The sequence below is a fragment of the Aeromicrobium sp. A1-2 genome, assembly GCF_003443875.1.
Taxonomy (GTDB): domain Bacteria; phylum Actinomycetota; class Actinomycetes; order Propionibacteriales; family Nocardioidaceae; genus Aeromicrobium.
This window is the reverse complement of sequence record NZ_CP027482.1, coordinates 2,157,833-2,179,849: the sequence shown is the minus strand read 5'-3', so window position 1 is coordinate 2,179,849 and position 22,017 is coordinate 2,157,833. Positions and strand designations below refer to the sequence as shown.

The 22,017-nt window shown below is 67.6% G+C and carries 18 protein-coding genes and 1 tRNA gene; 11 read left to right on the top strand and 8 right to left on the bottom strand.

The features are described 5' to 3' along the window. Positions 1-18: 18 nt before the first annotated feature. Positions 19-936 carry a DUF2785 domain-containing protein gene (locus tag C6I20_RS10595; protein ID WP_254052111.1) on the bottom strand — a complete coding sequence of 306 codons (918 nt, stop codon included), beginning with the start codon at positions 934-936 and terminating at the stop codon, positions 19-21. A gap of 39 nt (positions 937-975) precedes the next feature. On the opposite strand from C6I20_RS10595, the gene C6I20_RS10590 reads away from it, so the two are divergent. Then, entirely contained in the window at positions 976-2,430 is a 1,455-nt protein-coding gene (locus C6I20_RS10590) for a sensor histidine kinase (protein WP_118395936.1), read from the top strand. Positions 2,431-2,494: 64 nt separating this feature from the next. On the opposite strand, the gene C6I20_RS10585 is transcribed toward C6I20_RS10590, so the two are convergent. Beyond that, positions 2,495-2,746, bottom strand: coding sequence for a WhiB family transcriptional regulator (locus C6I20_RS10585; RefSeq protein ID WP_082530375.1), 252 nt, complete (start codon positions 2,744-2,746; stop codon positions 2,495-2,497). 204 nt (positions 2,747-2,950) lie between these two features. Here C6I20_RS10585 and C6I20_RS10580 point away from each other — a divergent pair, with 204 nt between their 5' ends. The 3 genes from C6I20_RS10580 to C6I20_RS10570 all read left to right on the top strand — a co-directional run bounded on the left by C6I20_RS10580 (position 2,951) and on the right by C6I20_RS10570 (position 5,618). After that, positions 2,951-3,298, top strand: a complete 348-nt coding sequence (locus tag C6I20_RS10580) for a hypothetical protein (RefSeq protein ID WP_118395935.1) — start codon at positions 2,951-2,953, stop codon at positions 3,296-3,298. 130 nt (positions 3,299-3,428) lie between these two features. Next, the gene (locus C6I20_RS10575; protein ID WP_118395934.1) at positions 3,429-4,628 is read left to right on the top strand and encodes an NADP-dependent malic enzyme; all 1,200 of its coding nucleotides are present in this window, start codon (positions 3,429-3,431) and stop codon (positions 4,626-4,628) included. 21 nt (positions 4,629-4,649) lie between these two features. Continuing rightward, on the top strand, positions 4,650-5,618 hold the full coding sequence (locus tag C6I20_RS10570; protein ID WP_118395933.1) for a zinc-binding dehydrogenase: 969 nt from the start codon (positions 4,650-4,652) through the stop codon (positions 5,616-5,618). Positions 5,619-5,681: 63 nt separating this feature from the next. Here the strand turns inward: C6I20_RS10570 and C6I20_RS17120 are convergent, their stop codons facing one another. The 5 genes from C6I20_RS17120 to C6I20_RS10550 all read right to left on the bottom strand — a co-directional run bounded on the left by C6I20_RS17120 (position 5,682) and on the right by C6I20_RS10550 (position 12,072). Continuing rightward, a complete protein-coding gene (locus tag C6I20_RS17120; RefSeq protein WP_162891260.1) occupies positions 5,682-5,858 on the bottom strand; it encodes a DUF6104 family protein in 177 nt (58 codons plus the stop codon). Positions 5,859-5,882: 24 nt separating this feature from the next. After that, positions 5,883-9,647 (bottom strand): multifunctional oxoglutarate decarboxylase/oxoglutarate dehydrogenase thiamine pyrophosphate-binding subunit/dihydrolipoyllysine-residue succinyltransferase subunit, encoded by a 3,765-nt coding sequence (locus C6I20_RS10565; protein ID WP_118398815.1) that lies wholly within the window; start codon positions 9,645-9,647, stop codon positions 5,883-5,885. Between the two features lie 172 nt (positions 9,648-9,819). Further along, complete coding sequence (locus C6I20_RS10560; RefSeq protein ID WP_118395932.1) at positions 9,820-10,866, bottom strand: winged helix DNA-binding domain-containing protein; 1,047 nt, start codon at positions 10,864-10,866, stop codon at positions 9,820-9,822. Between the two features lie 24 nt (positions 10,867-10,890). Next, positions 10,891-11,334, bottom strand: a complete 444-nt coding sequence (locus tag C6I20_RS10555; protein WP_118395931.1) for an OsmC family peroxiredoxin — start codon at positions 11,332-11,334, stop codon at positions 10,891-10,893. Positions 11,335-11,997: 663 nt separating this feature from the next. Then, positions 11,998-12,072: transfer RNA gene (locus tag C6I20_RS10550), tRNA-Arg, on the bottom strand. A 53-nt stretch (positions 12,073-12,125) separates the two neighbouring features. Between C6I20_RS10550 and C6I20_RS10545 the strand changes: the two genes are divergently transcribed. The 3 genes from C6I20_RS10545 (at position 12,126) to lysA (ending at position 15,719) form a co-directional block, all read left to right on the top strand. Continuing rightward, positions 12,126-12,521: a response regulator transcription factor gene (locus C6I20_RS10545; protein ID WP_254052110.1), complete on the top strand. Its 396-nt coding sequence runs from the start codon at positions 12,126-12,128 to the stop codon at positions 12,519-12,521. Positions 12,522-12,660: 139 nt separating this feature from the next. Then, positions 12,661-14,325: an arginine--tRNA ligase gene (argS, locus tag C6I20_RS10540; RefSeq protein ID WP_216822858.1), complete on the top strand. Its 1,665-nt coding sequence runs from the start codon at positions 12,661-12,663 to the stop codon at positions 14,323-14,325. Beyond that, entirely contained in the window at positions 14,322-15,719 is a 1,398-nt protein-coding gene (lysA, locus tag C6I20_RS10535; protein ID WP_371682635.1) for a diaminopimelate decarboxylase, read from the top strand. The genes argS and lysA overlap by 4 nt, the downstream gene beginning before the upstream one ends. Positions 15,720-15,774: 55 nt before the next feature. Here the strand turns inward: lysA and C6I20_RS10530 are convergent, their stop codons facing one another. Then, positions 15,775-16,320: a hypothetical protein gene (locus C6I20_RS10530; RefSeq protein WP_118395927.1), complete on the bottom strand. Its 546-nt coding sequence runs from the start codon at positions 16,318-16,320 to the stop codon at positions 15,775-15,777. Positions 16,321-16,491: 171 nt separating this feature from the next. Between C6I20_RS10530 and C6I20_RS10525 the strand changes: the two genes are divergently transcribed. From C6I20_RS10525 to rho, 4 genes are all read left to right on the top strand, one after another. Further along, positions 16,492-17,811 carry a homoserine dehydrogenase gene (locus C6I20_RS10525; protein WP_118395926.1) on the top strand — a complete coding sequence of 440 codons (1,320 nt, stop codon included), beginning with the start codon at positions 16,492-16,494 and terminating at the stop codon, positions 17,809-17,811. Continuing rightward, complete coding sequence (gene thrC, locus C6I20_RS10520) at positions 17,811-18,869, top strand: threonine synthase (protein WP_118395925.1); 1,059 nt, start codon at positions 17,811-17,813, stop codon at positions 18,867-18,869. The genes C6I20_RS10525 and thrC overlap by 1 nt, the downstream gene beginning before the upstream one ends. Further along, positions 18,866-19,741 carry a homoserine kinase gene (thrB, locus tag C6I20_RS10515; protein ID WP_118395924.1) on the top strand — a complete coding sequence of 292 codons (876 nt, stop codon included), beginning with the start codon at positions 18,866-18,868 and terminating at the stop codon, positions 19,739-19,741. Before thrC ends, thrB begins: the two co-directional genes overlap by 4 nt. A 203-nt stretch (positions 19,742-19,944) precedes the next feature. After that, positions 19,945-21,945, top strand: a complete 2,001-nt coding sequence (gene rho / locus C6I20_RS10510; RefSeq protein ID WP_254052109.1) for a transcription termination factor Rho — start codon at positions 19,945-19,947, stop codon at positions 21,943-21,945. Positions 21,946-22,017 lie beyond the last annotated feature (72 nt).

Below are 22,017 nucleotides of genomic sequence, written 5' to 3'. Positions count from 1 at the left end.
GACGGTACGTCGTCGCGATCAGGGGAGCGGTCGGGCGCGGGTCGTCGGCCGGTAGAGCCAGGGGGTCTCGGCGCGGATCTGGTCGAGCACGGCGAGCAGCAGGTCGGCCCGGTGGGCCGGCTGCTCGGCGAACAGCTCGGCATCGGCGCGCAGGTCGTCGCGACCCTGGACCCCCAGGGCCAGCTGCAGGTGCAGGGCCCGAAGGAACGACGACGCATTGCGCACCCCGGGGGAGGGCCACTCGGCCTCGAGGTGGCCGCGGGTCCTCGGCGGCTTGATGCCGGCGCCGAGCCGTGCGAGCCACGGTTCGACGATGCTGGGGTCGAGCTCGTTGCGGTGCAGCAGCGTCATGACGGCGTACGCCAGCCGGTCGTCCTCGCCGTGCCGCCAGATGTACGACGTCGGTGTCAGCACCCGGTCGGCAATGACGTCGAGCAGCACCGTGAGCTCGAGCCGGCCGAAGTGACGTGAGCGGGCCAGCGCGGCCAGCAGGTCGGCACCGTGGGCGATCGAGTTGGCCCAGCCCTGTTCGGGGATCCAGCCGCGGTGGTCCTGCTCGCGGACATACCAGGCCGTCGCGCGGTCGCCCCAGTCCAGGACTGATGATGCCGACATCAGGTGCTCGTTGTTGTCGCGCCCGATGATCTCGGCGAGCATCAGGGCGCTGTAGGAGCGGCGCATGACCGAGACGTCGCCGTCGTGCCCGAGCCCGTACCGCAGGCCCGGCGCTATCCCGTCGCCCAGACCGGCCAGCAGCTCGTCGTACACGCCCTTGGTCAGCCACGAGGTCAGCAGTGGATAGGCGAGGTCCTCGCGCCAGCGTGGGTTGGGATGTCCCAACATCTCGACGAGCTCGACGGTGCACTCGTCGAGGCTCCGGTCGGCGGGCACGTCCATCCCGCTCTGCATCACCGATTGCCAGTACGCCTCAGACACTTTTCCATCGTGCCACGGCCAGCGGTCTAGTCTGGTCTGGTGCCCTCGCTGGACGACATCACGCGATTCCAGACGTCACTGCGCCCCGACGACGTTGCGTGGCTGCACGCCCTGGTGACCGACTGGCAGATCATCGCGGACCTGTCGTTCTCAGATCTGGTGCTGTGGGTCCCGGACTCGGAGGCCAAGGGGATGTGGGCCGGCGCCCAGATCAGGCCGACGACAGGCCCGACGACGCTGCTGGAGGACATGGCCGGCACGTTCCTGCCCGCCGGTCGCGTGGACCAGCTGGAGGAAGCGCTGGCCTCCGGACGGATCGGTTCGGTCTACGTCGAGACGCTGCCCGACGGGCGAGAGGTACGGGTCGAGCTCATCCCGGTCCGCCGGGTCGACAGCACGATCGCCGTGATCGCGCGGCGCAACGCCGAGCCGGGACTGCGCGGGGGAGGGACGCTCGAGACGGCTTACTTCGAGGCCGCGGGCGTCCTCGCCGAGATGATTCGCGGGGGCGAGTTCCCGCTGCCGGGCAGCCGGTCGGACCTGGCCGACTCGTTGCGCGTCGGTGATGGCTTCGTGCGCACCGATTCGGCTGGCACGGTGCGTTACGCCAGCCCCAACGCGATGTCGGCCTACCGGCGCCTCGGCCTGGTCGGCGATCTGGTGGGCACCCAGCTCGGTCACGTCACCAGCGGGCTGGTCGACCGGCGGCCCACAGATCGCGGAGCTCGCGGGATCCTGGGCGGCGACGCGAGCACCGAGGCCGAGATCGAGAATGCCGCCGCGTCCCTGTTGCTGCGGGTCATTCCGCTGCGCTCCAACAGTGCGCGCGACGGATCACTGATCCTGCTGCGTGACGTGACCGAGCTGCGGCTGCGGGAGCGCGAGCTGGTCTCCAAGGAGGCGACGATCCGTGAGATCCACCACCGGGTCAAGAACAACCTGCAGACCGTTGCAGCCTTGCTCAGGCTTCAGGGGCGCCGTACCGAGCTGCCCGAGGCCCGGGCCGCACTCGACGATGCGGTGCGACGGGTCGGCTCGATCGCGTTGGTGCACGAGACCCTGAGCCAGTCGTTCGAGGACAACGTCGCGTTCGACCAGATCGCTGATCGGCTGCTGCGAACCGTGCTTGACGTGGCAGAGGAGACATTCGGCGCGGGCCGGGTCCACGCCGATCGCATCGGTTCGTTCGGCGTGTTGCCCGGTTCGGTCGCAACGCCGCTCGCGATGGTCCTGACCGAGCTGATCCAGAACGCGTCGGCGCACGCCTTCGACGAGCAGGGCGGGACGTTGACCCTGGCGGTCAACCGCATCCGCGACCGGATCCGGCTGCGGGTCAGCGATGACGGCTCGGGCCTGCCGGCCGACTTCGATCCGGCGGGAAGCCTGGGTCTCTCGATCGTGACAACGCTGGTCGAGGGCGAGCTGCACGGCTCACTGGCCTTCGAGCAACGAGCCGGTGGCGGCACGACGGTCGCGATCTCGTTCGGCGTCTGACTCGGTCCTGGCATACAAAGAACCCCGCGGCCGAGGCCACGGGGTTCACCGATACGTGCGTACGTCAGGCAGTACGAATACGTGCCCGAGCGTTGCGGCGCTTCAGCGTACGACGTTCGTCTTCGCTCAAGCCTCCCCACACACCGTGATCCTGCCCGGACTCGAGTGCCCATTGCAGGCACTGTTCGCGGACATCACAGCGGCGGCATACGACCTTGGCCTCTTCTATCTGCAAGATGGCGGGACCCGTGTTGCCGATGGGGAAGAAGAGCTCAGGGTCCTCATCCAGGCATGCCGATTTGTGGCGCCAATCCATGGGGACACTCCTTCCCGTTCGGTGTTGTGCCGTAGGCAGGCCTGTTTGGCCCGGTCAACGACTGTGACCCCATCTTTTCAACATGTGCAGGGCAATACAAGGGGAATGGGCGTGCGCGAATTGTCGGATGGATCACATGGTCACTACCCTGACGCGGTGTCTCCATTCAGCCGACCTTCCGGCGCTGCCAGAGTTCTCCTTCTCGTGGCAGCCTCCGTGGTCCTCGTAGAGACCGGCACGAGCATCGTGCTCGCCGGTTTCAGCCTCGTCGACGTCGTGCGGGAGCGCAGCGGAGCCGGCGTCGGGGGCGTGGTGATCCTCGTCGCGTACGGGCTCTTCCAGGCTTGGGCGGCGTGGCGGGTCACGGAGGGTGATCGGTGGGCCCGCAGCCCTCTCGTCGTCACCCAGATCATCCAGCTGCTCATCGCGTTCAACCTCGCGGACGTGCCGGACTGGATCACCGGTCTGTTGGCCGGGGCCGCGGTCCTCGCACTGGCGTGCCTGCTCGCCCCGCCAGTGACCCGCGCACTGAGCGCAGAACCGCCCGTGTGAGAGACTGAGGTCCGGGCACAACCCGTGTGAATCCTGCTGATTGGCGGGTGCAGAATTGCGGTCTCTTGCCGCGCCGGCGACCTGATCGGTCCCGATGACGAACGTACGGAACGCCCGAGGAATCCCCATCATGGTTGCGACTGACATCGACTTGCACACTGACTCGCCCGACCCCGACGACCCCGTCTTCGCCCTGCATCGCGGCGGCAAGATGATGATCAGCGCCTCGGTCCCCATCCTGAATGCAGAAGATCTTGCGATGGCCTACACGCCGGGCGTGGCCCGCGTGTGCGAGGCGATCGCCGCCGACCCCGAGCTGGCCCACGAGTACACCTGGGTCTCCAACACCGTCGCGGTCGTCACCGATGGCACCGCAGTCCTCGGACTCGGCGACATCGGCCCTGCGGCCTCGATGCCGGTCATGGAGGGCAAGGCCGTCCTGTTCAAGCAGTTCGGCGGCGTCGACGCCATCCCGGTGGCGCTCGCCACGAAGGACGTCGACGAGATCGTCGAGACGATCGTGCGACTCGCGCCGACGTTCGGCGGCATCAACCTGGAGGACATCTCCAGCCCGCGATGCTTCGAGATCGAGCGCCGGCTGATCGAGCGCCTGGACATACCGGTCTTCCACGACGACCAGCACGGCACGGCGATCGTCACCCTGGCCGCCCTGATCAACTCCGCGCGCCTGACCGACCGCGAGCTGGACGACCTCAAGGTCGTGATCTCCGGTGCCGGTGCTGCCGGCGTCGCGATCATGAAGATGCTGCAGACGGCAGGGGTCCGCAAGATCGCCGTCATCGACCGCTCCGGGGTGATCCATCCCGGACGCGTGAACCTGGACGAGGTCAAGTCCGAGATCGCTGAGCTGACCGCACCATGGGCCAAGGCCGGGACGGTCGCCGATGCGCTCGACGGGGCAGATGTGTTCATCGGGGTCTCCGGTGGCACGATCCCCGAAGCCGCGGTCGCCTCGATGGCACCAGACGCCATCGTCTTCGCGATGGCCAACCCGCACCCCGAGGTTCACCCGGAGATCGCCATGCGGCACGCCCGCGTGGTCGCGACGGGTCGTTCGGACTTCCCCAACCAGATCAACAATGTGCTGGTCTTCCCCGGCATCTTCCGCGGTGCACTTGACGTCCGCGCCACGCGGATCTCCGAAGGCATGAAGCTCGCGGCCGCCCACGCGATCGCGGATTTGGTGGGGGACGACCTCAGCGAGACCTACGTCATCCCGTCCCCGTTCGATCCACGGGTCGCTGCGGCCGTGACCCGTGCCGTGACCGATACCGCGCGTCGCGAGGGGCTTGCCCGCCGTCCGTACTGACCAACCAGCACAGGGAGTCACATGTTCGCCGTCTATGCAGGCTCGTTCGATCCGAAGGAGCCGTTGAACGGCCTCGTGGTGGGCGAGCGGCCCGATCCGGAAGTCCCTGAAGGTTGGACGACGGTCAGGGTCAAGGCGGCATCGATCAACCACCACGACGTGTGGAGCCTGCGGGGTGTCGGTCTGCGTGAGGAGTCGCTGCCGATGATCCTCGGCTGCGATGCGGCCGGACTCGACGAGGACGGCAACGAAGTGCTGGTCCACGCCGTCATCAGCGATCCGTCGTGGCGCGGCGACGAGACACTCGACCCCAGGCGTTCACTGCTGTCGGAGCGTCATCAGGGCACGTTCGCCGAGACGGTCACCGTCCCGACCCGCAACGTCGTCGCCAAGCCCGCTGGACTGACCTTTGCCGAAGCCGCCTGTTTGCCCACGGCCTGGCTGACCGCGTATCGCATGCTGTTCACGCAGTCCGGTCTCAAGCAGGGTGACACGGTCCTCGTGCAGGGTGCGGGAGGCGGAGTGGCGACTGCCGCGATCACGCTGGCCCGCGCCGCCGGCTTCCGGGTCTATGCCACGAGCCGCGACGAGGAGAAGCGCGTCAGGGCCGTCGAGATCGGCGCCCACGAGGCGTTCGAGTCCGGCGCGCGGCTGCCCAGCAAGGTCGACGCCGTCATCGAGACCGTCGGAGCCGCGACATGGTCGCACTCGGTCAAGTCGATGCGCCCCGGAGGCACCATCGTGATCGCCGGCGCGACATCGGGGGATGCGCCGTCGCACGCGGAGCTCACCCGGATCTTCTTCCAGCAGATGCGCGTGCACGGCTCCACGATGGGCACCCGTGACGAGCTTCACGCCCTCGCGCAGTTCATGGACGTCACGGGCACCAAGCCGCTGATCGACCGGGAGATCCCGATGGCCGACGCGGCCGACGGACTGGCCTCAGTCATCGATGGCAGCGTCTTCGGCAAGATCGTCCTGACCCTCTAGGTCCAGTCGCTCAGGTCGGCCCCGCAAGGGCCGACCTGGCCGATCATTGCTCGTGCAGCGAGGTCATTCGTCCTCGTCGTCCAGACGGGCCAGCCAGGTCGCCAGCCGCTCGACCGGGATCTCGAAGTCCGGGTTGAGGTCGACAAACTCGCTGAGCCGTTCTGCGAGCCACGCCAAGGAGACCTCTTCGTCTCCTCGGCGGGCCTGCAGCTCTTCGATGCCGCGATCAGTGAAGTACATCGGTGTGTCCTGGTCCGGCCGGGATCAGCTGAATGCCTGCTGCATCAGCGCGGCCTGCTCCTGGACGTGCCGGTTGTGCGAGCCGACCGACGGCGCCGAGGACTCCGGACGGGAGACCCGCACCAGCGGGAGTCCGTCGAACTCTCCGCTGAAGTGCATGGCCACGTGCGGCCACGGTCCCTGGTTCGCCGGCTCGTCCTGCACCCAGCGGACCTCGCGGGCGTTGACGAACTTGGCGATCTCGGCGTTGAGCTCGGCGGTAGGCCGTGGGTAGATCTGCTCGAGACGCACGATCGCGGTTTTGGATTCGCCGGACTCGCGCTTCTCGCGCTCGGCGAACAGGTCCCACGTCACCCTGCCGGAGCAGACCAGCACCCGCTCGACCGACTTGGCCTCGACCGAGTCGTCGCCGATCACCGGACGGAACCGGCCTGAGGTGAAGTCCTCGGGCTGTGACGCGGCTGCCTTGCTGCGGAGCATCGACTTGGGCGTGAAGACGATCAGCGGACGGTGCTGACCCTCCAAGCTCTGGCGACGCAGCAGGTGGAAGTGCGACGCGGGGGTGGAGGGCTGCGCGACCGTCATGGCATCGTCCGCGCACAGGTTGAGGAAGCGCTCGATCCGGGCCGAGGAGTGGTCGGGACCCTGACCTTCGTATCCGTGCGGCAGGAGCAGCACGACGCCGGACTTCTGGCCCCACTTGGTCTCACCGGCCGAGATGTACTCGTCGATGACCGACTGGGCGCCGTTGACGAAGTCGCCGAACTGGGCCTCCCACATCGTCAGCGCCTCGGGTCGGGCCACGGAGTAGCCGTACTCGAAGCCCAGTGCTGCGTACTCACTCAGCAACGAGTCATAGATGTAGAACGTGGCCTGCTCGTCACCCACGTGCGAGAGCGGGGTCCACTCGTTGGCGTTGTTCCGATCGATGATCGTGGCAAAGCGCGAGGAGAACGTGCCGCGGCGGGAGTCCTGGCCAGCGAGGCGCACGGGGCGCCCGTCCAGCAGCAACGAGCCCATCGCGAGGATCTCGCCAGTGCCCCAGTCGATCGGGCCGGCCGAGATCGACGCCGCTCGACGCTGCAGCTGCGGCAGCACCTTCGGGTGGACCGTGAAGCCTTCGGGAACGTTGGTGTACGAGTCCGCTATCGCCTTCATGGTCTCGGGCGTGATGGCGGTGATCAGCTCGCCGGCGTGCTCGGGCTTGTCCGGGTAGTCCGGGGTGCGTGAGTAACGCGGATCGGCCGCGGCCTCCTTGACCTCGGCGAAGTTGCGCTCGAGCTGCGCCTGGTAGTCGCTGAGCGCGACCTCCGCCTCGTCGAGTGTGATGTCGCCACGTCCGACCAAGGCCTCGGTGTAGAGCTTGCGCACCGACTTCTTGGCGTTGATCGTGTCGTACATCAGCGGCTGCGTGAAGCTGGGGTCGTCGCCCTCGTTGTGGCCGCGACGGCGGTAGCAGACCAGGTCGATGACGATGTCCTTGTGGAACGTCCGGCGGTACTCGTATGCCAGGTGCGCCACACGGATGCAGGCCTCCGGGTCGTCGCCGTTGACGTGGAAGACCGGCGCCTGAATCATCCGCGCGACATCCGTGCAGTACGTCGACGAGCGTGACGAGGACGGCGAGGTCGTGAAGCCGACCTGGTTGTTGACGATCAGGTGGATCGTGCCGCCGGTGCGGTAGCCACGCAGTTGCGACAGGTTGAGCGTCTCGGCGACGACACCCTGGCCGGCGAACGCCGCGTCACCGTGCACCAGCACGGGGAGCACGGGGTAGTCGGCGCCACGGTTGAGCCGGTCCTGCTTGGCGCGGGCGATGCCTTCCAGCACGGGGTCGACGACCTCGAGGTGCGAGGGGTTGGCCGCGACCGAGACCTTGATCTTGTCGCCGTTGCCGGAGGTGAACTCGCCCTCGACGCCGAGGTGGTACTTGACGTCACCAGAACCCTGGACGGTGCGGGGATCGATGTTGCCCTCGAACTCGCGGAACACCGAGCTGGCGTGCTTGCCGGCGATGTTGACCAGGACATTGAGCCGGCCGCGGTGGGCCATGCCGATGCAGACCTCTTCGAGCCGGTCTGCCGCTGCCGCTTCGCAGATCTCGTCGAGCACGGGGACCGTGGTCTCGCCGCCCTCGAGGCTGAATCGCTTCTGGCCGACGAACTTGGTCTGCAGGAAGGTCTCGAAGGCCTCGGCCTGGTTGAGCTTCTGCAGGATGCGGAGCTGCTCCTCGCGCGGCGGCTTGGTGTGCGGACGCTCGATGCGCTCCTGGAACCAGGCGCGCTCCTCCGGCTCCTGGATGTGCATGTACTCCAGGCCGATCGTGCGGGCGTAGGAGTCGCGCAGGATACCGAGGATCTCGCGCAGCTTCATGAAGCGCTTCTCGGTCTTGAACGAGCCGGTCGCGAACTCCCGATCCAGGTCCCACAGCGTCAGGTCGTGCGACGCTGTGTCGAGATCAGGGTGGCTGCGGGGGGTGTTGTCGAGCGGGTTGGTGTCGGCCATCAGGTGGCCGCGCACACGGAAGGCGTGGATCAGCTCGAGGACGCGGGCCTGCTTGTGCACCTCGTCGTCGTGGCTGACTGCGATGTCCTGCGCCCAGCGGATCGGCTCGTAGGGGATCTTCAGCGCGCTGAAAATCTCGTCGTAGAAGCCGTCCTCGCCCAGCAACAGGGCATGGATCGTCTTGAGGAACTCGCCGGACTGTGCGCCCTGGATGACCCGGTGGTCGTACGTCGAGGTCAGCGTCACCATCTTGGAGATTGCCATCTGCGCGAGCGTGTGGTCGCTGGCGCCCTGGAACTCCGGGGGGTACTCCATCGAGCCGACGCCCACGATGACGCCCTGGCCCTGCATCAGGCGGGGGATCGAGTGGTTGGTGCCGATGCCGCCGGGGTTGGTCAGGCTGACCGTCGTGCCCTGGAAGTCGACGACCTCGAGCTTGCCGTCGCGTGCCTTCTTGACCATCGTCTCGTAGGCGGCCCAGAACGCCGCGAACCCGAGGGTGTCGGCGGCCTTGATCGAGGGGACCAGCAGCGTGCGCGAGCCGTCGGGCTTCTTGAGGTCGATCGCGAGGCCGAAGTTGATGTGCTCGGGCTTGAGCTGGTTGGGCTTGCCGTTGACGACGTCGAAGCCCGTGTTCATCTCCGGGATCGCCTTGAGCGCCTTGACGATCGCCCAGCCGATCAGGTGGGTGAACGACACCTTGCCGCCGCGAGCACGGGCGAGGTGGTTGTTGATCACGACTCGGTTGTCGAACAGCAGCTTGACCGGGACCGACCGGACACTTGTCGCAGTCGGCACCGCGAGACTGGCATCCATGTTCGCCACTGTGCGGGCAGCGGCTCCACGCAGGATCACGTTCTCGACGTCGCCGGGCCCGACTTTGGCGGGGGGCTCGGTCGGCTTGCCGTTGGGGGTCGCGACCGACTTGACCGGTGCCGCCGGAGCCTCCGCCACGGGCGGCAGGGGCTTGTCAGCCTCCTTGTGCAGGGGCGCGGCGATCTGGCTCTGGGCCGGGGTCACCGTGACGGGCTTCGTCTTGGGCGCGGGCGGAGTCGTCGAAGCGGGGGAGGTCGGCGCCGGGGCGGGCGCGGCCTGCGCGTCAGCGGCTGCGGGCTGCGCGGCCGAGCCGTTAGTCAGCGACTGACCGTCCCCGGTGCGGAAGAATGTCACCCAGGTCTCGTCCACCGAGGTCGGGTCTTGCTCGAATCGCTCGTACATCTCTTCGACGAGCCACTGATTCGTGCCGAAATCAGGTGCTGAATGGTCTTGTGAGGACTCGGCCACGACCTCGATCGCCTCTTCCAATTGTGTGCTGGCGCATACGAAAAACTACCTCCCCAGCGTAACGCGACGTCCTAGCCGTGCGCAGGCAGGCCCGGCCCTTATTGCGGCTCCGTTGCGGCGCCATCAGACGGAGGGTCCGTAGACCACATGCCGGGTCGGCACGGCAGGCCGCTCAGGTCGTCAAGACGAGTCGTGGTTCACGGTCCACGAACCGACCGAAGGTTGCGGCTTCGGCGTCGAGAGCGGCCCGGGTGGCCGAGCCCATGGGCGCAGCCCGATCGATCACGATCTCGACTGCGGTCGTCGAGATCGTCCGTGTCCAGGTGCCAGCCAAACGGCCGTCGATCATCAGCAGACCGCCGCCGCGCATGACGTCACTGGCCGTGCCGGCGAAGCGTGCGTAGTCCCCTGGATCGCGGGCGTACGAGATGTACTCGTCGAAGTTCGACATCAGCATGACTCGTGGGACCTCAGCCTCGATCGGTTCGTCCAGCGCCCAGTACTGCTCGTCGTCGACCAGCATCTGGCGTAGACCGGCCAGCTGGATCGCCCGGCGGCTGTCTGTCAGGGTCAGGCCCGTCCACCACGCAAGGTCCTTGTCCCGAACCGGTCCGTGCCCGCGGGCATAGCGTGTGGCTGCCTCGGCGAGCAGGATCTCGCGGTCAGGCAGGATCGGTGGTGGGGGCAGCGGAACGTAGGTGTGCTGCTTGCCGCGCATCGGCCCGCTGACGATCAGGGCGCTGATCTCGGTATGCATGACGACGTGCGCGAGCTCCTGACCCGCATGGAGGAGACCGGCCGCCTCGAGCCCTGCCGCCAGCTCGGGTCGCGTGTGGGGTGTTCCGGCGGCCAACATCTGGACGATCACGTCGGCGCACTGATCGAGTCGCTCGTCGCTCAGCCCGATGGCCTTGTTGGTCGACGACATCTGCTGCCGCATCCGCGGCGCGGTCAGCGTGAGCAGCCAGTGGATGTCCGCAGGGTCGATGAAGTGCCACGTCCCTCGCATGGTGTGCGTCCGGAGAAAATCACCGCGCTCGAACGCGGCACGGGCGTCCGCCAACGTGAGGCCGGGGGTCCGGCGAGCCACTGACCACAGCGCCATGTCATGGAGCTGGGACTGGACGCAGGTCAGGTGGCGCACGACGTCGACGGCGTGGTCGAACCGTGGCGCGACCAGACCGAGCGCGTGCAGGCGTCCGGGAATGGAGGGTTTCACCGGTCGGGGGTCCTTCGTGGGGTACTAGGCGGTCTCGAGCGCTGCATCGAGCGTGATGTCGACCCCCGCCAGCGCCTTGCTGATGGGGCAGCCGACCTTCGCGTCCTCAGCCGCAGCGACGAAGCCGGCGTCGTCGACGCCGTCGACCTCCCCACGAACCGTGAGGGCGATCCCGGTGATCTTGAACCCGCCGGCCGGGTCGGAGCCGATCGAGACATCGGCCTTGACCTCGAGCGAGTGGACCGTTCCGCCGGCCTGGCCGAGCACGGCAGACAGCTGCATGGCGTAGCAGGCCGAGTGCGAGGCGCCGAGCATCTCTTCGGGGTTCGTCACGCCGCCTCCGTCCTCGGAGGTGCGCTGCGGGAAGGAGACCTCGAACGTCCCGAGGCCCGAGCTGGTGAGCTCGACCTGTCCGGATCCCTGCTCGATGCTGCCTTCCCAGGCGGTGCGGGCTGTACGTGTGGGCATGATGCTCCCTCTCGACGACGAATGTGCTGTCGACGCTACTGCCGCACGCCGAATTGGCAACCCATCGGCTGACGGCGTGCAGGAGAAGGTTTCAGCCGGGAAAGCCAGGGCAGTTGCTCAACGTGATGCCTCGTTGCGCAAGTACCTAGACCGCGAGGGGTTGAGGTCACCGCCGGGCCTGGACCCAGCCGACCGGACGTGAACGCGACCCGGTGGGAGGTGGACGGCGAAGGTGGCAGCGATCTGCGAGCGCGCCGTGCGCCGGCGACGGCGTCAGCGATCTCGGTGCGGGTGAACACCCCGTCAAATGCATAGTTCAACTCGGCTGTCGTCGCCTCGGCATCGAACGGCTGCTGGGTTCCAGTGGTCATGGTCGAGCTCCTTTGGTCTGCGGGAAGGACTCGTTCACTCACGCGACACACCACGGCGAACGTGAGCCGATCGCGTCACGCTCCTCGGCGTGTTCATCCCGCGCTCATCTTCATCGAAGAACATCACTGAAGGTGAGGTGCCAAGACATCGACGCAGGTCAATTCAATGGCCGTGCGGGATACTTGACGCCCCTGTCACCGGTGCTCCAACAAAAGGTCGGGCGCACGGTATGCCCTGTCCGGCGGAATCCTGGACGCCGGGATAATCTCGGGTCAGGGTCCGGTTTTTGCGTGGCGCCCCCGGGAGGATTCGAACCTCCGCTTCCGCCTCCGGAGGGCGGCGCTCTATCCCCTGAGCTACGGGGGCCGATACGGCCAACTGCGGTGTGAGCATACCCCACACCGACTACGCTGTTGACGGTGCCCAGAGTGCTTGTTGTCGACGACACTCCCTCGATCAGATTCCTCATCCGGACCAACATGGAGCTCGCCGGATTCGATGTCGACGAGGCGGTCGATGGCGTCGACTGTCTGAACTTCCTGCGCACCACCGAGGCGCTCCCCGACGTCATCACGGTCGACGTCATGATGCCCCGACTCGACGGGATCTCGACCGTGACCGCGATCCGCGCGGACCCGCGGATCCGGCACATCGCGATCGTCATGGTGACGACCCAGGGCCACCCCGCCGATATCCAGCGGGCGACGGCTGCCGGGGTGGACGCCTACCTGACGAAACCATTCGATCCAGACTTCCTGGTCCTGTCGGTCCGCGATGTGCTCCGCCGCTTGGAAGAACTCCGCGAGAGTCCGTGAAGCGGTGGTCGTTTCGGACGTGTCGGCGAGGCACACGGATCGGAGCCGGTTCGGGTCTTGCGCATCTCTCGAACTGGTGAGCTGGCTGTCCGCTAGCCGCACGGCAGGGGAGCCAGCGGCCGACCGATACTCTGGTGCGGTGACTCCTGAGCAGCTTTCCGCGGCCATCGTCGGCGCACTGACGTCCCTCACCGAGGCGGGCACGATTGCGCTGCCGGACGGTCCGCCCGCCGAGGTGCGGGTCGAGCGTCCCAAGGTCAAGGAGCATGGCGACTACGCGACCAACATCGCGCTGCAGCTTGCCAAGAAGGCCGGCATGAACCCGCGTGAGTTCGCTCAGCTGCTCGCCGACGCGCTCGCCGCGACCGACGGCATCGCCAGCGCAGAGATCGCCGGTCCCGGCTTCCTCAACATCCGCGTCGAGGCCGGTGCCCAGGGTGCCCTTGCGCCGCAGATCGTGTCCGCCGGAGCGTCGTACGGTACGAGCGACCTCTACGCCGGGCAGCGGATCAACCTCGAGTTCGTCAGCGCCAACCCGACCGGGCCGATCCACATCGGTGGAGTGCGCTGGGCTGCTGTGGGGGACTCGCTCGGTCGCATCCTGACCGCGATCGGTGCCGACGTCACACGGGAGTACTACTTCAACGACCACGGAGTGCAGATCGACCGCTACGCGCGATCGCTGCTCGCCGACGCTCGCGGCGAGGACGCGCCGGAGGACGGCTACGGCGGCCAGTACATCTCCGACATCGCCGCAACGGTCGTCGCCAAGCACCCGGGTGTCCTGGACCTGTCCGACGCCGAGTCCCTCGAGACGTTCCGCGCCGAGGGCGTCGAGTTGATGTTCGCGGAGATCAAGAAGAGCCTGCACGACTTCGGTGTCGACTTCGACGTGTACTTCCACGAGAACGACCTGCACAACTCCGGCGCCGTGGACCGGGCGATCGCACGGCTGCGGGAGCTCGGGATGATGTACGAGCAGGACGAGGCGACCTGGCTGCGCACGTCTGACTTCGGCGACGACAAGGACCGTGTCGTGATCAAATCCGACGGACAACCGGCCTACATCTCGGGTGACCTGGCGTACTACCTCGACAAGCGCGAGCGTGGGTTCGACCGCTGCCTCATCATGCTGGGCGCCGACCATCACGGCTACGTCTCCCGGATGCTCGCGATGTGCGCGGCATTCGGTGACACCCCAGGAGTCAACCTCGAACTGCTGATCGGCCAGATGGTCAACCTGGTCCGGGACGGTGCACCGCTGCGGATGAGCAAGCGCGCCGGCACCGTCATCACGTTGGAGGACCTCGTCGAGGCCATCGGCGTCGACGCCTCGCGCTACGCGCTGGCGCGCTACTCGACCGACTCGACGATCGACCTGGACCTGGACCTGTGGGCCAGCCAGACCAGCGACAACCCGGTCTTCTACGTCCAGTACGCCCACGCCCGACTGTCCTCGATCATCCGCAATGCCGTCGACCTCGGCGTCGTGATCGACGAGTCGACCTTCGATCCGTCGCTGCTGGCCGTCGAGCAGGAGGGCGCCCTCCTGCGGGCGCTCGCGGACTACCCGCGGATCGTTGCCCGGGCAGCCGAGCTGCGTGAGCCGCACCGGATCGCGCGCTACCTCGAGGACACGGCGGCGGCGTTCCACAAGTTCTACGACGTCGCGCACGTCCTGCCGAAGGGCGACGAGGAACCCAGCGACCTGCACCGGGCCAGGCTCATGCTGGTCGCCGCGACCCGGCAGGTCATTGCCAACGGACTCGACCTGCTCGGCGTGAGCGCTCCGGAGCGTATGTGATGAGGAGCCACGAGGCGGGCGCCCTGCACGGCCAGTCGGGCGACCGCGGTCCGGCCTGGCTGCGCACACCTGAAGACCCGAACCGGCTCGTGACCCACCTGTGGTCCGACGGCGTCTCCAAGATCGACGGGGTCCTGACCGTGGCGGGGGAGTCGGTCACCGATCTCGCGGCCGAGTTCGGCACCCCGACGTACGTCGTGGACGAGGACGACTTCCGACGTCGGGCCCGCGGGTTCAAGGAGGCGTTCCCGGACGCCGACGTCTACTACGCCGGCAAGGCGTTCCTGTGCGTCGCGACGGCACGCTGGATCGTCGAGGAGGGACTCAACCTCGACGTCTGCACGGGTGGTGAGCTCGCTGTCGCGCTCAGGGCCGAGGTGCCGCCCGAACGAATCGGCCTGCACGGCAACAACAAGTCCGTCGCCGAGCTGCGCCGCGCCCTCGAGGTCGGCGTGGGCCGGATCATCATCGACTCCGTGGAGGAGATCACCCGACTGCGTGACCTGACCGCCGAGCTCGGCGTCACGGCTCCTGTCATGATCCGTGTGACGGCCGGGGTCGAGGCGCACACCCACGAGTACATCTCGACGTCCCACGAGGACCAGAAGTTCGGCTTCTCGATCACCGGCGGCGACGCGCTCGACGCGGTGCGCCGTGTCGTGTCGGAGCCCGGTCTCGAGCTCCGGGGTCTGCACTCGCACATCGGCTCGCAGATCTTCGTCACCGACGGCTTTGAGGTCGCGGCCCGGCGGGTGCTGCGGCTGCACGCCGAGATCGAGCAGCAGCTCGGCGTCGTGTTGCCCGAGTTCGACCTCGGTGGCGGTTTCGGCATCGCCTACACGACCCAGGACGATCCCGCGTCTGCCGCTGACCTCGCTCGCGGAATGCTCAAGATTGTCGATGACGAGTGCGCCGCGATGGGCATCGCGGTCCCACACCTGTCGATCGAGCCGGGTCGGGCGATCGCAGGACCGTCGACGTTCACGTTGTACGAGGTCGGCACGACCAAGTCGGTGTCGCTCGACGGCGGGGCGTCGCGTCGATACATTTCTGTCGACGGAGGCATGAGCGACAACATCCGGCCGGCGCTGTACGGCGCCGACTACTCGTGCACTCTGGCATCCCGACCCTCCGACGCCCCGGCGCTGCTGAGCAGGGTTGTCGGCAAGCACTGCGAGTCCGGAGACATCGTCGTCAAGGACGAGTTCCTGCCCGGCGACGTGCAGGCCGGTGACCTGTTGGCGGTTCCCGGGACGGGCGCGTACTGCCGCTCCTTGGCAAGCAACTACAACCACGTGCCCCGCGCCGCAGTGATCGCGGTGCGCGAGGGCGAGGCCCGGGTCATCCTGCGTCGCGAGACCGAGGACGATCTCTTCACGCTCGACGTCGGCTGACCCGTCTCCCGGTGGCTGTCCTGCTGCTCGCGTGACTCCTGCTGGTCGCTCCGAGTCAGCCGACGCAGACCACGACGTGATTGACCCCGCGGGCGGTCTGGGTCGACACCTTGACGCCGTCGACCGAGATCGTGCAGGTTGCGTAGGTCGAGGTGCCGAGCACCTGGACACCCATCTGGGCGACCGGCAGGCCTCCCCGCACAGTCTTGGTGAGGACCAGGCTCCTGTCGGCGACCTTGACACCTGAGCCGCTCTTGCCGCGATAGCGCCACCCGGCGTACATGCCTCCGTCGGCGGTGAAGGTCAGCACCACCTTGTGCAGCGTGTTGTCCCCACTCTCGGTCGCGAACGGGTCGTCCGAACCGATCTTGGCGCCGAGTCCGGTGCCGGCCAGACCATCGGTCTCGTCGGGGTCGATCGGCTCGACCTCGAGAGCATCCGGGAGCGGTCGGAACGCACTCGAGCTGCCGGTTCCCGCGGGCGCCGAGGACTCGTCCGATCCACCGAGCCACATCGTCAGCAGTGTCCCCACGATGATGGCGGCGCCGAGCACCATCGCGGCCAGGGCGACTCTGTTGACTCGGTCGGTCGGGAGGTGCACGCGGAGTCCTTCGGGGATTCGGGGGAAGTAGACGAAGTGTCGATCCTCGGGTCAGTCAACGATCCTAGGTCGGTTCGGGTCACGCGCCGGTTGGGCGGTCCGCAGGCTGCGGAGCGTCTCATCTGTCAGGGGAGGTCCTCGGACCCCGACCCGCGCGGATACCCTTGGGGCGTGAGCGCATCCTCGTGGTCCCCAGGTCGTCCGCTCCGCGTAGCCCTGTTGGGGTGCGGGGTCGTCGGCACCGAAGTCGCCCGCCTCCTGACGCGGGACGCCGATGAGCTGGCGCAGCGCGTCGGCGCCCCGCTCGAACTGGTCGGCATCGCCGTGCGTCGGTTGGGGCGTGAACGCGACCTCGACGTACCGTCCGAGCTGTTCACGACCGACGCTGCCGGACTGGTCGCTCGTGGTGACATCGACGTGGTGATCGAGGTCATCGGCGGTATCGAGCCGGCCCGCGAGCTGATCCTCTCGGCGCTGGAGAACGGTGCCTCGGTCGTCACGGCCAACAAGGCGCTGCTCGCCGAAGATGGCGCGACGCTGTTCGAGGCCGCCCAGAAGGCCGAGCGCGACCTCTACTTCGAGGCCGCCGTCGCGGGTGCGATCCCGATCGTCCGGCCGCTGCGTGAGTCGCTCGCCGGCGATCGTGTGGAGCGAGTGCTCGGCATCGTCAACGGCACCACAAACTTCATCCTCGACGCCATGACCACGACCGGTCAGGGATTCACCGAGGCGCTGGAGGAGGCCCAGCGGCTGGGCTACGCCGAGGCAGATCCCACGGCCGACATCGAGGGCTTCGACGCCGCGTCCAAAGCCGCGATCCTGGCCGGGCTGGCCTTCCACACCCGGGTCACGATCGGTGACGTGCACCGTGAGGGCATCACCGACGTCACGGCCGCTGACGTGCGATCGGCCGAGGAGATGGGTTGTGTCGTCAAGCTTCTGGCGATCTGCGAGCGGCACGAGACCGCCGACGGGCCGGCGGTCTCCGCGCGCGTCCACCCCGCGATGATCCCGCTCTCGCACCCGCTGGCCAGCGTCCACGGCGCCTACAACGCAGTCTTCGTCGAGAGCGAGGCGGCCGGACAGCTGATGTTCTACGGCCCCGGCGCCGGCGGTGCGCCGACGGCCAGCGCGGTCCTCGGCGACGTGGTGTCGGTCGCCCGCAACCGCCGCAGCAATGTGTTCGGACCCGGTGAGTCGACCCACGCCCAGCTCGAGGTGCTCGACATGGGTCGGGCCCGCACCCGCTATCACGTCTCGATCGACGTCGACGACCGTGCGGGCGTGCTTGCCTCGGTCGCCAACGCCTTTGCCCAGTTCGACGTCTCGATCCGCACCGTGCGTCAAGAGGGCAGCGGCTCCGACGCGCAGCTCGTCATCGTGACCCACGAGGCCGAGGACGCCGCGCTGTCGGCGACCGTCGCGTCGCTCCGCGGGCTCGACATGGTGCGTGACGTGACATCCGTGATGCGTGTAGAAGGAGGATCCTGATGGCTCATCTGTGGCGAGGCGTGATCGAGGAGTACCGCGAGTGGCTCCCGGTCACCCCCGAGACCCCGGTCATCACCCTCGGTGAGGGCGGCACTCCGCTGGTCCACTCGGCGTGGCTGTCGGGCATCGTGGGAGGCGATGTGTGGCTCAAGGTCGAGGGGGACAACCCCACAGGCTCGTTCAAGGACCGCGGCATGACTGCCGCGATCTCGGTGGCGCTCGGTGAGGGCGCCAAGGCTGTCGTCTGCGCGTCCACCGGCAATACCTCCGCCTCCATGACGGCCTACGCCGCCCGTGCGGGTCTGACCCCGATCGTGCTGGTGCCGCACGGCAAGATTGCCGCCGGCAAGATGGCGCAGGCTGTGATGCACGGCGCGACCGTGATCCAGGTCAATGGTGGTTTCGACCAGTGCCTGCAGGTTGCCCGCGACCTGGCCGATCAGTACCCCGTCGCGCTGGTCAACTCGGTCAACCCGGTGCGTCTGCAAGGTCAGAAGACTGCCGCGTTCGAGATCGTCGACGCGCTGGGCAAGGCACCCGATCTGCACGTCCTCCCGGTCGGCAATGCCGGCAACATCTCGGCGTACTGGCTGGGCTATCAGGAGTACGCGGCAGCAGGTCTGGCGCAGAGCACACCGTCGATGTGGGGCTTCCAGGCCGCGGGGTCGGCACCGCTCGTGCTGGGTCACCCGATCGAGCATCCCGAGACCCTCGCAACCGCGATCCGGGTCGGCAACCCTGCCTCCTGGCAGCTCGCCGTCTCCGCGCGTGATGACTCGAACGGCCGCATCGAGGCGGTCACGGACGAGGAGATCCTGAGCGCCCAGCGCGAGCTGGCGTCTCGCGACGGCGTGTTCGTCGAGCCTGCCTCCGCAGCCGGTGTGGCGGGGCTGCTCAAGTCCGCCGGTGCCGTCCAGCGTGGCTCGACGATCGCCATCACCGTCACCGGACATGGGCTCAAGGACACCGAGACGGCGCTCTCGGGTGTCGACTCGATCGTCGACTCGGCGATCGAGGCCGATGTGCACGCGGCGGCCGAGGTCGCCGGACTCGCGTGAGCTTTCTGACGACGCCGGTCTCGATACGCGTTCCCGCCTCGAGCGCCAATCTGGGCCCGGGCTTCGACGCCCTCGGTCTGGCGCTCTCGCTGCACGATGAGCTGACCGCCGAGGTCATTCCCGACGGACTCGAGATCATCGTCTCGGGCGAAGGCGCCAAGGGCGTCCCGCTGAACGCCGAGCACCTCGTCGTCGAGGCGATGCATGCGACCTTCGACCTGCTCGGGGAACGCCCGGAGGGGCTGCGTCTGACGTGCGTCAACCAGATTCCGCATGGCCGTGGGCTCGGCTCGTCCGCTGCCGCGATCGTCGGCGGCATCGCGCTCGCACGCGCGCTGGTCGTCGGCGCGGAAGGTCGGCTCGACGACCGTGCAGCCTTCCAGTTGGCGGTCGATCTCGAGGGGCACCCGGACAATGTCGCCGCGGCGATGTTCGGTGGGCTGACGATCGCCTGGATCGACGGCGCCTCGGCCGAGGTCGAGCGGATCGACTCGGACGTCGAGGTCACGGTCTTCGTGCCTCCTGTGGCCGTCTCCACCGAGCGGGCGAGGGGGCTGCTGCCCGAGACCGTCCCGCACCGTGATGCCGCCGTCAACGCCGGCCGCGCGGCCCTGCTCATCGTGGCTTTGACGGGATCGCCGGAGCGGCTCATCTCGGCCACCGAGGACCGGATCCACCAGTCGTACCGCGCCGACGCGATGCCCGAGTCCTACAAGCTGCTGCGCCAGTTGCGCGTCGACGGTATACCCACGATCATCTCGGGGGGCGGGCCGACGGTTCTGTCGTTCGCCCGGGGCATCGCCGACCGCGCCCCAGAAGGCTGGACAACGCACGAGCTCTCCGTCGATTCGGATGGCGTCCGGGGCGTCTGAGCGCGCCCGCGCGACATGAACTGATCAGGAATGCCGGGCGACCCGTTGGTGTTACAGTGGATGAGTCGGAGTCGAGTGGATACTCCCCGACAGTGACAAGCAAGTAGAAGCGCCATTCAAGTCGTCCGCCAGATGCGGGCATGCCTTTATGCGATCCGGATCACCGGACACCAGGCCTTGTGGCCTCATCCAAAGGAACCTACGTGACTGATACCACCACTACTCCCGAATCCTCCGCGCCCGTCGCTCCGAAGAAGACCGGAGGAGGACTGGGCGGAAAGGTCCTCGCCGAGCTTCAGGAGATCGCCGGCGGACTCGGGATCACCGGCGCAGAGAAGATGCGCAAGGGCGCGCTGATCGACGCGATCAAGATCGCCCGCGGCGACGCCGGCACCTCAACCAAGGCCGCGGTCGCCGCTGCAGCGCCCAGCAAGGTCGACACCAGCAAGGGTGACGCCGCCGCTGCCGCCAAGAGCGAGCGTTCGGTCGACGAGGCGCCCGTCAAGAGCGAGCCCAAGGGCGGCGTGCGCAACGGCAGGAACGCCGAGGCCAAGAACGAGACGAAGGCCGAGTCCAAGAGCGAGCCCAAGGCCGAGTCCAAGAGCGAGCCCAAGGCCGAGGCGAAGAGCGACAACAAGAACGACAACCGCGAGGACGAGTCCTCCGACGATGAGTCGAGCCGCGGTCAGGGCAACGGCCGCAACCGCAACCGCAATCGCAACAACAATGCGAACGACGATGGCGGCAACCGTAACCGCAACAACGACGCCAGCAGCAGCGACGACGGCGGCAGCAACGCCAACGACGACGGCGGCAACCGCAACCGCAACAACAACGATGGCGGCGGCAACCGCAACCGCAACAACAACAACGACGCCAACCGCAACCAGGGCAACCAGGGCGGCAACCGCAACCAGGGCCAGGGCGCGGCCAACGTCGACGAGGACGAGGACGGCGGCATGGGTCGCCGTCGCAACCGACGTGGACGCAACCGCAACGCCCCGGGTGGCGGCGGTGGACGTGGCGGCATGGATGTCGACACGACCTACACCGAGGACGACGTCCTGGTGCCAGCAGCCGGCATCCTGGACATCCTGGACAACTACGCGTTCGTTCGGACAACGGGCTACCTCCCCAGCGAGAACGACGTCTACGTGTCGCTGTCGATGGTTCGCAAGTGGGGCCTTCGTCGCGGCGATGCTGTCCTCGGCCAGGTGCGTCAGCCCCGCGAGGGCGAGCGCAAGGAGAAGTTCAATCCGATGGTCAAGATCGAGTCGGTCAACGGCATGACCCTCGATGACAGCCTCAAGCGGGTCGAGTTCGCCAAGTTGACGCCGCTCTACCCGTCCGAGCGCCTCCGGCTCGAGGGCGAGGCCGGCGGACTGACCGGTCGCGTCGTCGACCTGGTCGCGCCGATCGGCAAGGGCCAGCGTGGTCTGATCGTTTCACCGCCCAAGGCCGGCAAGACCATGATCATGCAGCAGGTCGCCAACGCGATCACCGAGAACAACCCCGAGTGCCACCTGATGATCGTCCTGGTCGACGAGCGTCCTGAAGAGGTCACCGACTTCCAGCGCACCGTCAAGGGTGAGGTCATCGCCTCGACGTTCGACCGTCCGGCGACGGATCACACAATGGTTGCCGAGCTCGCGATCGAGCGCGCCAAGCGTCTCGTCGAGCTCGGGCACGATGTCGTGCTGCTGCTCGACGGCATCACGCGCCTCGGACGCGCGTACAACCTGGCCGCCCCGGCCAGCGGACGCATCATGTCCGGCGGCGTCGACTCTTCGGCGCTCTACCCGCCGAAGAAGTTCTTCGGTGCCGCGCGCAACATCGAGGACGGCGGCTCGCTGACGATCCTGGCGACCGCACTGGTCGAGACCGGCTCGCGTATGGACGAAGTCATCTTCGAGGAGTTCAAGGGCACCGGCAACTGGGAGCTGCGCCTGCGCCGCGACCTCGCCGACAAGCGGATCTTCCCGGCTGTCGACGTCGACGCGTCGAGCACCCGCCGTGAGGAGCTGCTGATGGGCAAGGACGAGCTCGCCGTCGTCTGGAAGCTCCGTCGCGTGCTCTCGGGTCTCGAGAGCCAGCAAGGTCTTGAGCTCATCCTGGACAAGCTCAAGAAGACGACGAGCAACACCGAGTTCCTGATGCAGATCAACACCACGCTGCCGCAGGACGGCGCCAAGAGCAGCAGCTGACGCTCGACACTGACCACGAGCCCGGGGGAGACCCCGGGCTCGTGGCATGTTCGGGTGCAGTTGGGTGGGCCG

Excerpts from the sequence above, each read along its gene's own strand:
- C6I20_RS10555 (WP_118395931.1), bottom strand. The coding sequence starts at position 11,334 with ATGCCCACACGTACAGCCCGCACCGCCTGGGAAGGCAGCATCGAGCAG.
- C6I20_RS10585 (WP_082530375.1), bottom strand. The coding sequence starts at position 2,746 with ATGGATTGGCGCCACAAATCGGCATGCCTGGATGAGGACCCTGAGCTC.
- C6I20_RS10575 (WP_118395934.1), top strand. The coding sequence starts at position 3,429 with ATGGTTGCGACTGACATCGACTTGCACACTGACTCGCCCGACCCCGAC.
- thrC (WP_118395925.1), top strand. The coding sequence starts at position 17,811 with ATGGCTCATCTGTGGCGAGGCGTGATCGAGGAGTACCGCGAGTGGCTC.
- C6I20_RS17120 (WP_162891260.1), bottom strand. The coding sequence starts at position 5,858 with ATGTACTTCACTGATCGCGGCATCGAAGAGCTGCAGGCCCGCCGAGGA.
- C6I20_RS10570 (WP_118395933.1), top strand. The coding sequence starts at position 4,650 with ATGTTCGCCGTCTATGCAGGCTCGTTCGATCCGAAGGAGCCGTTGAAC.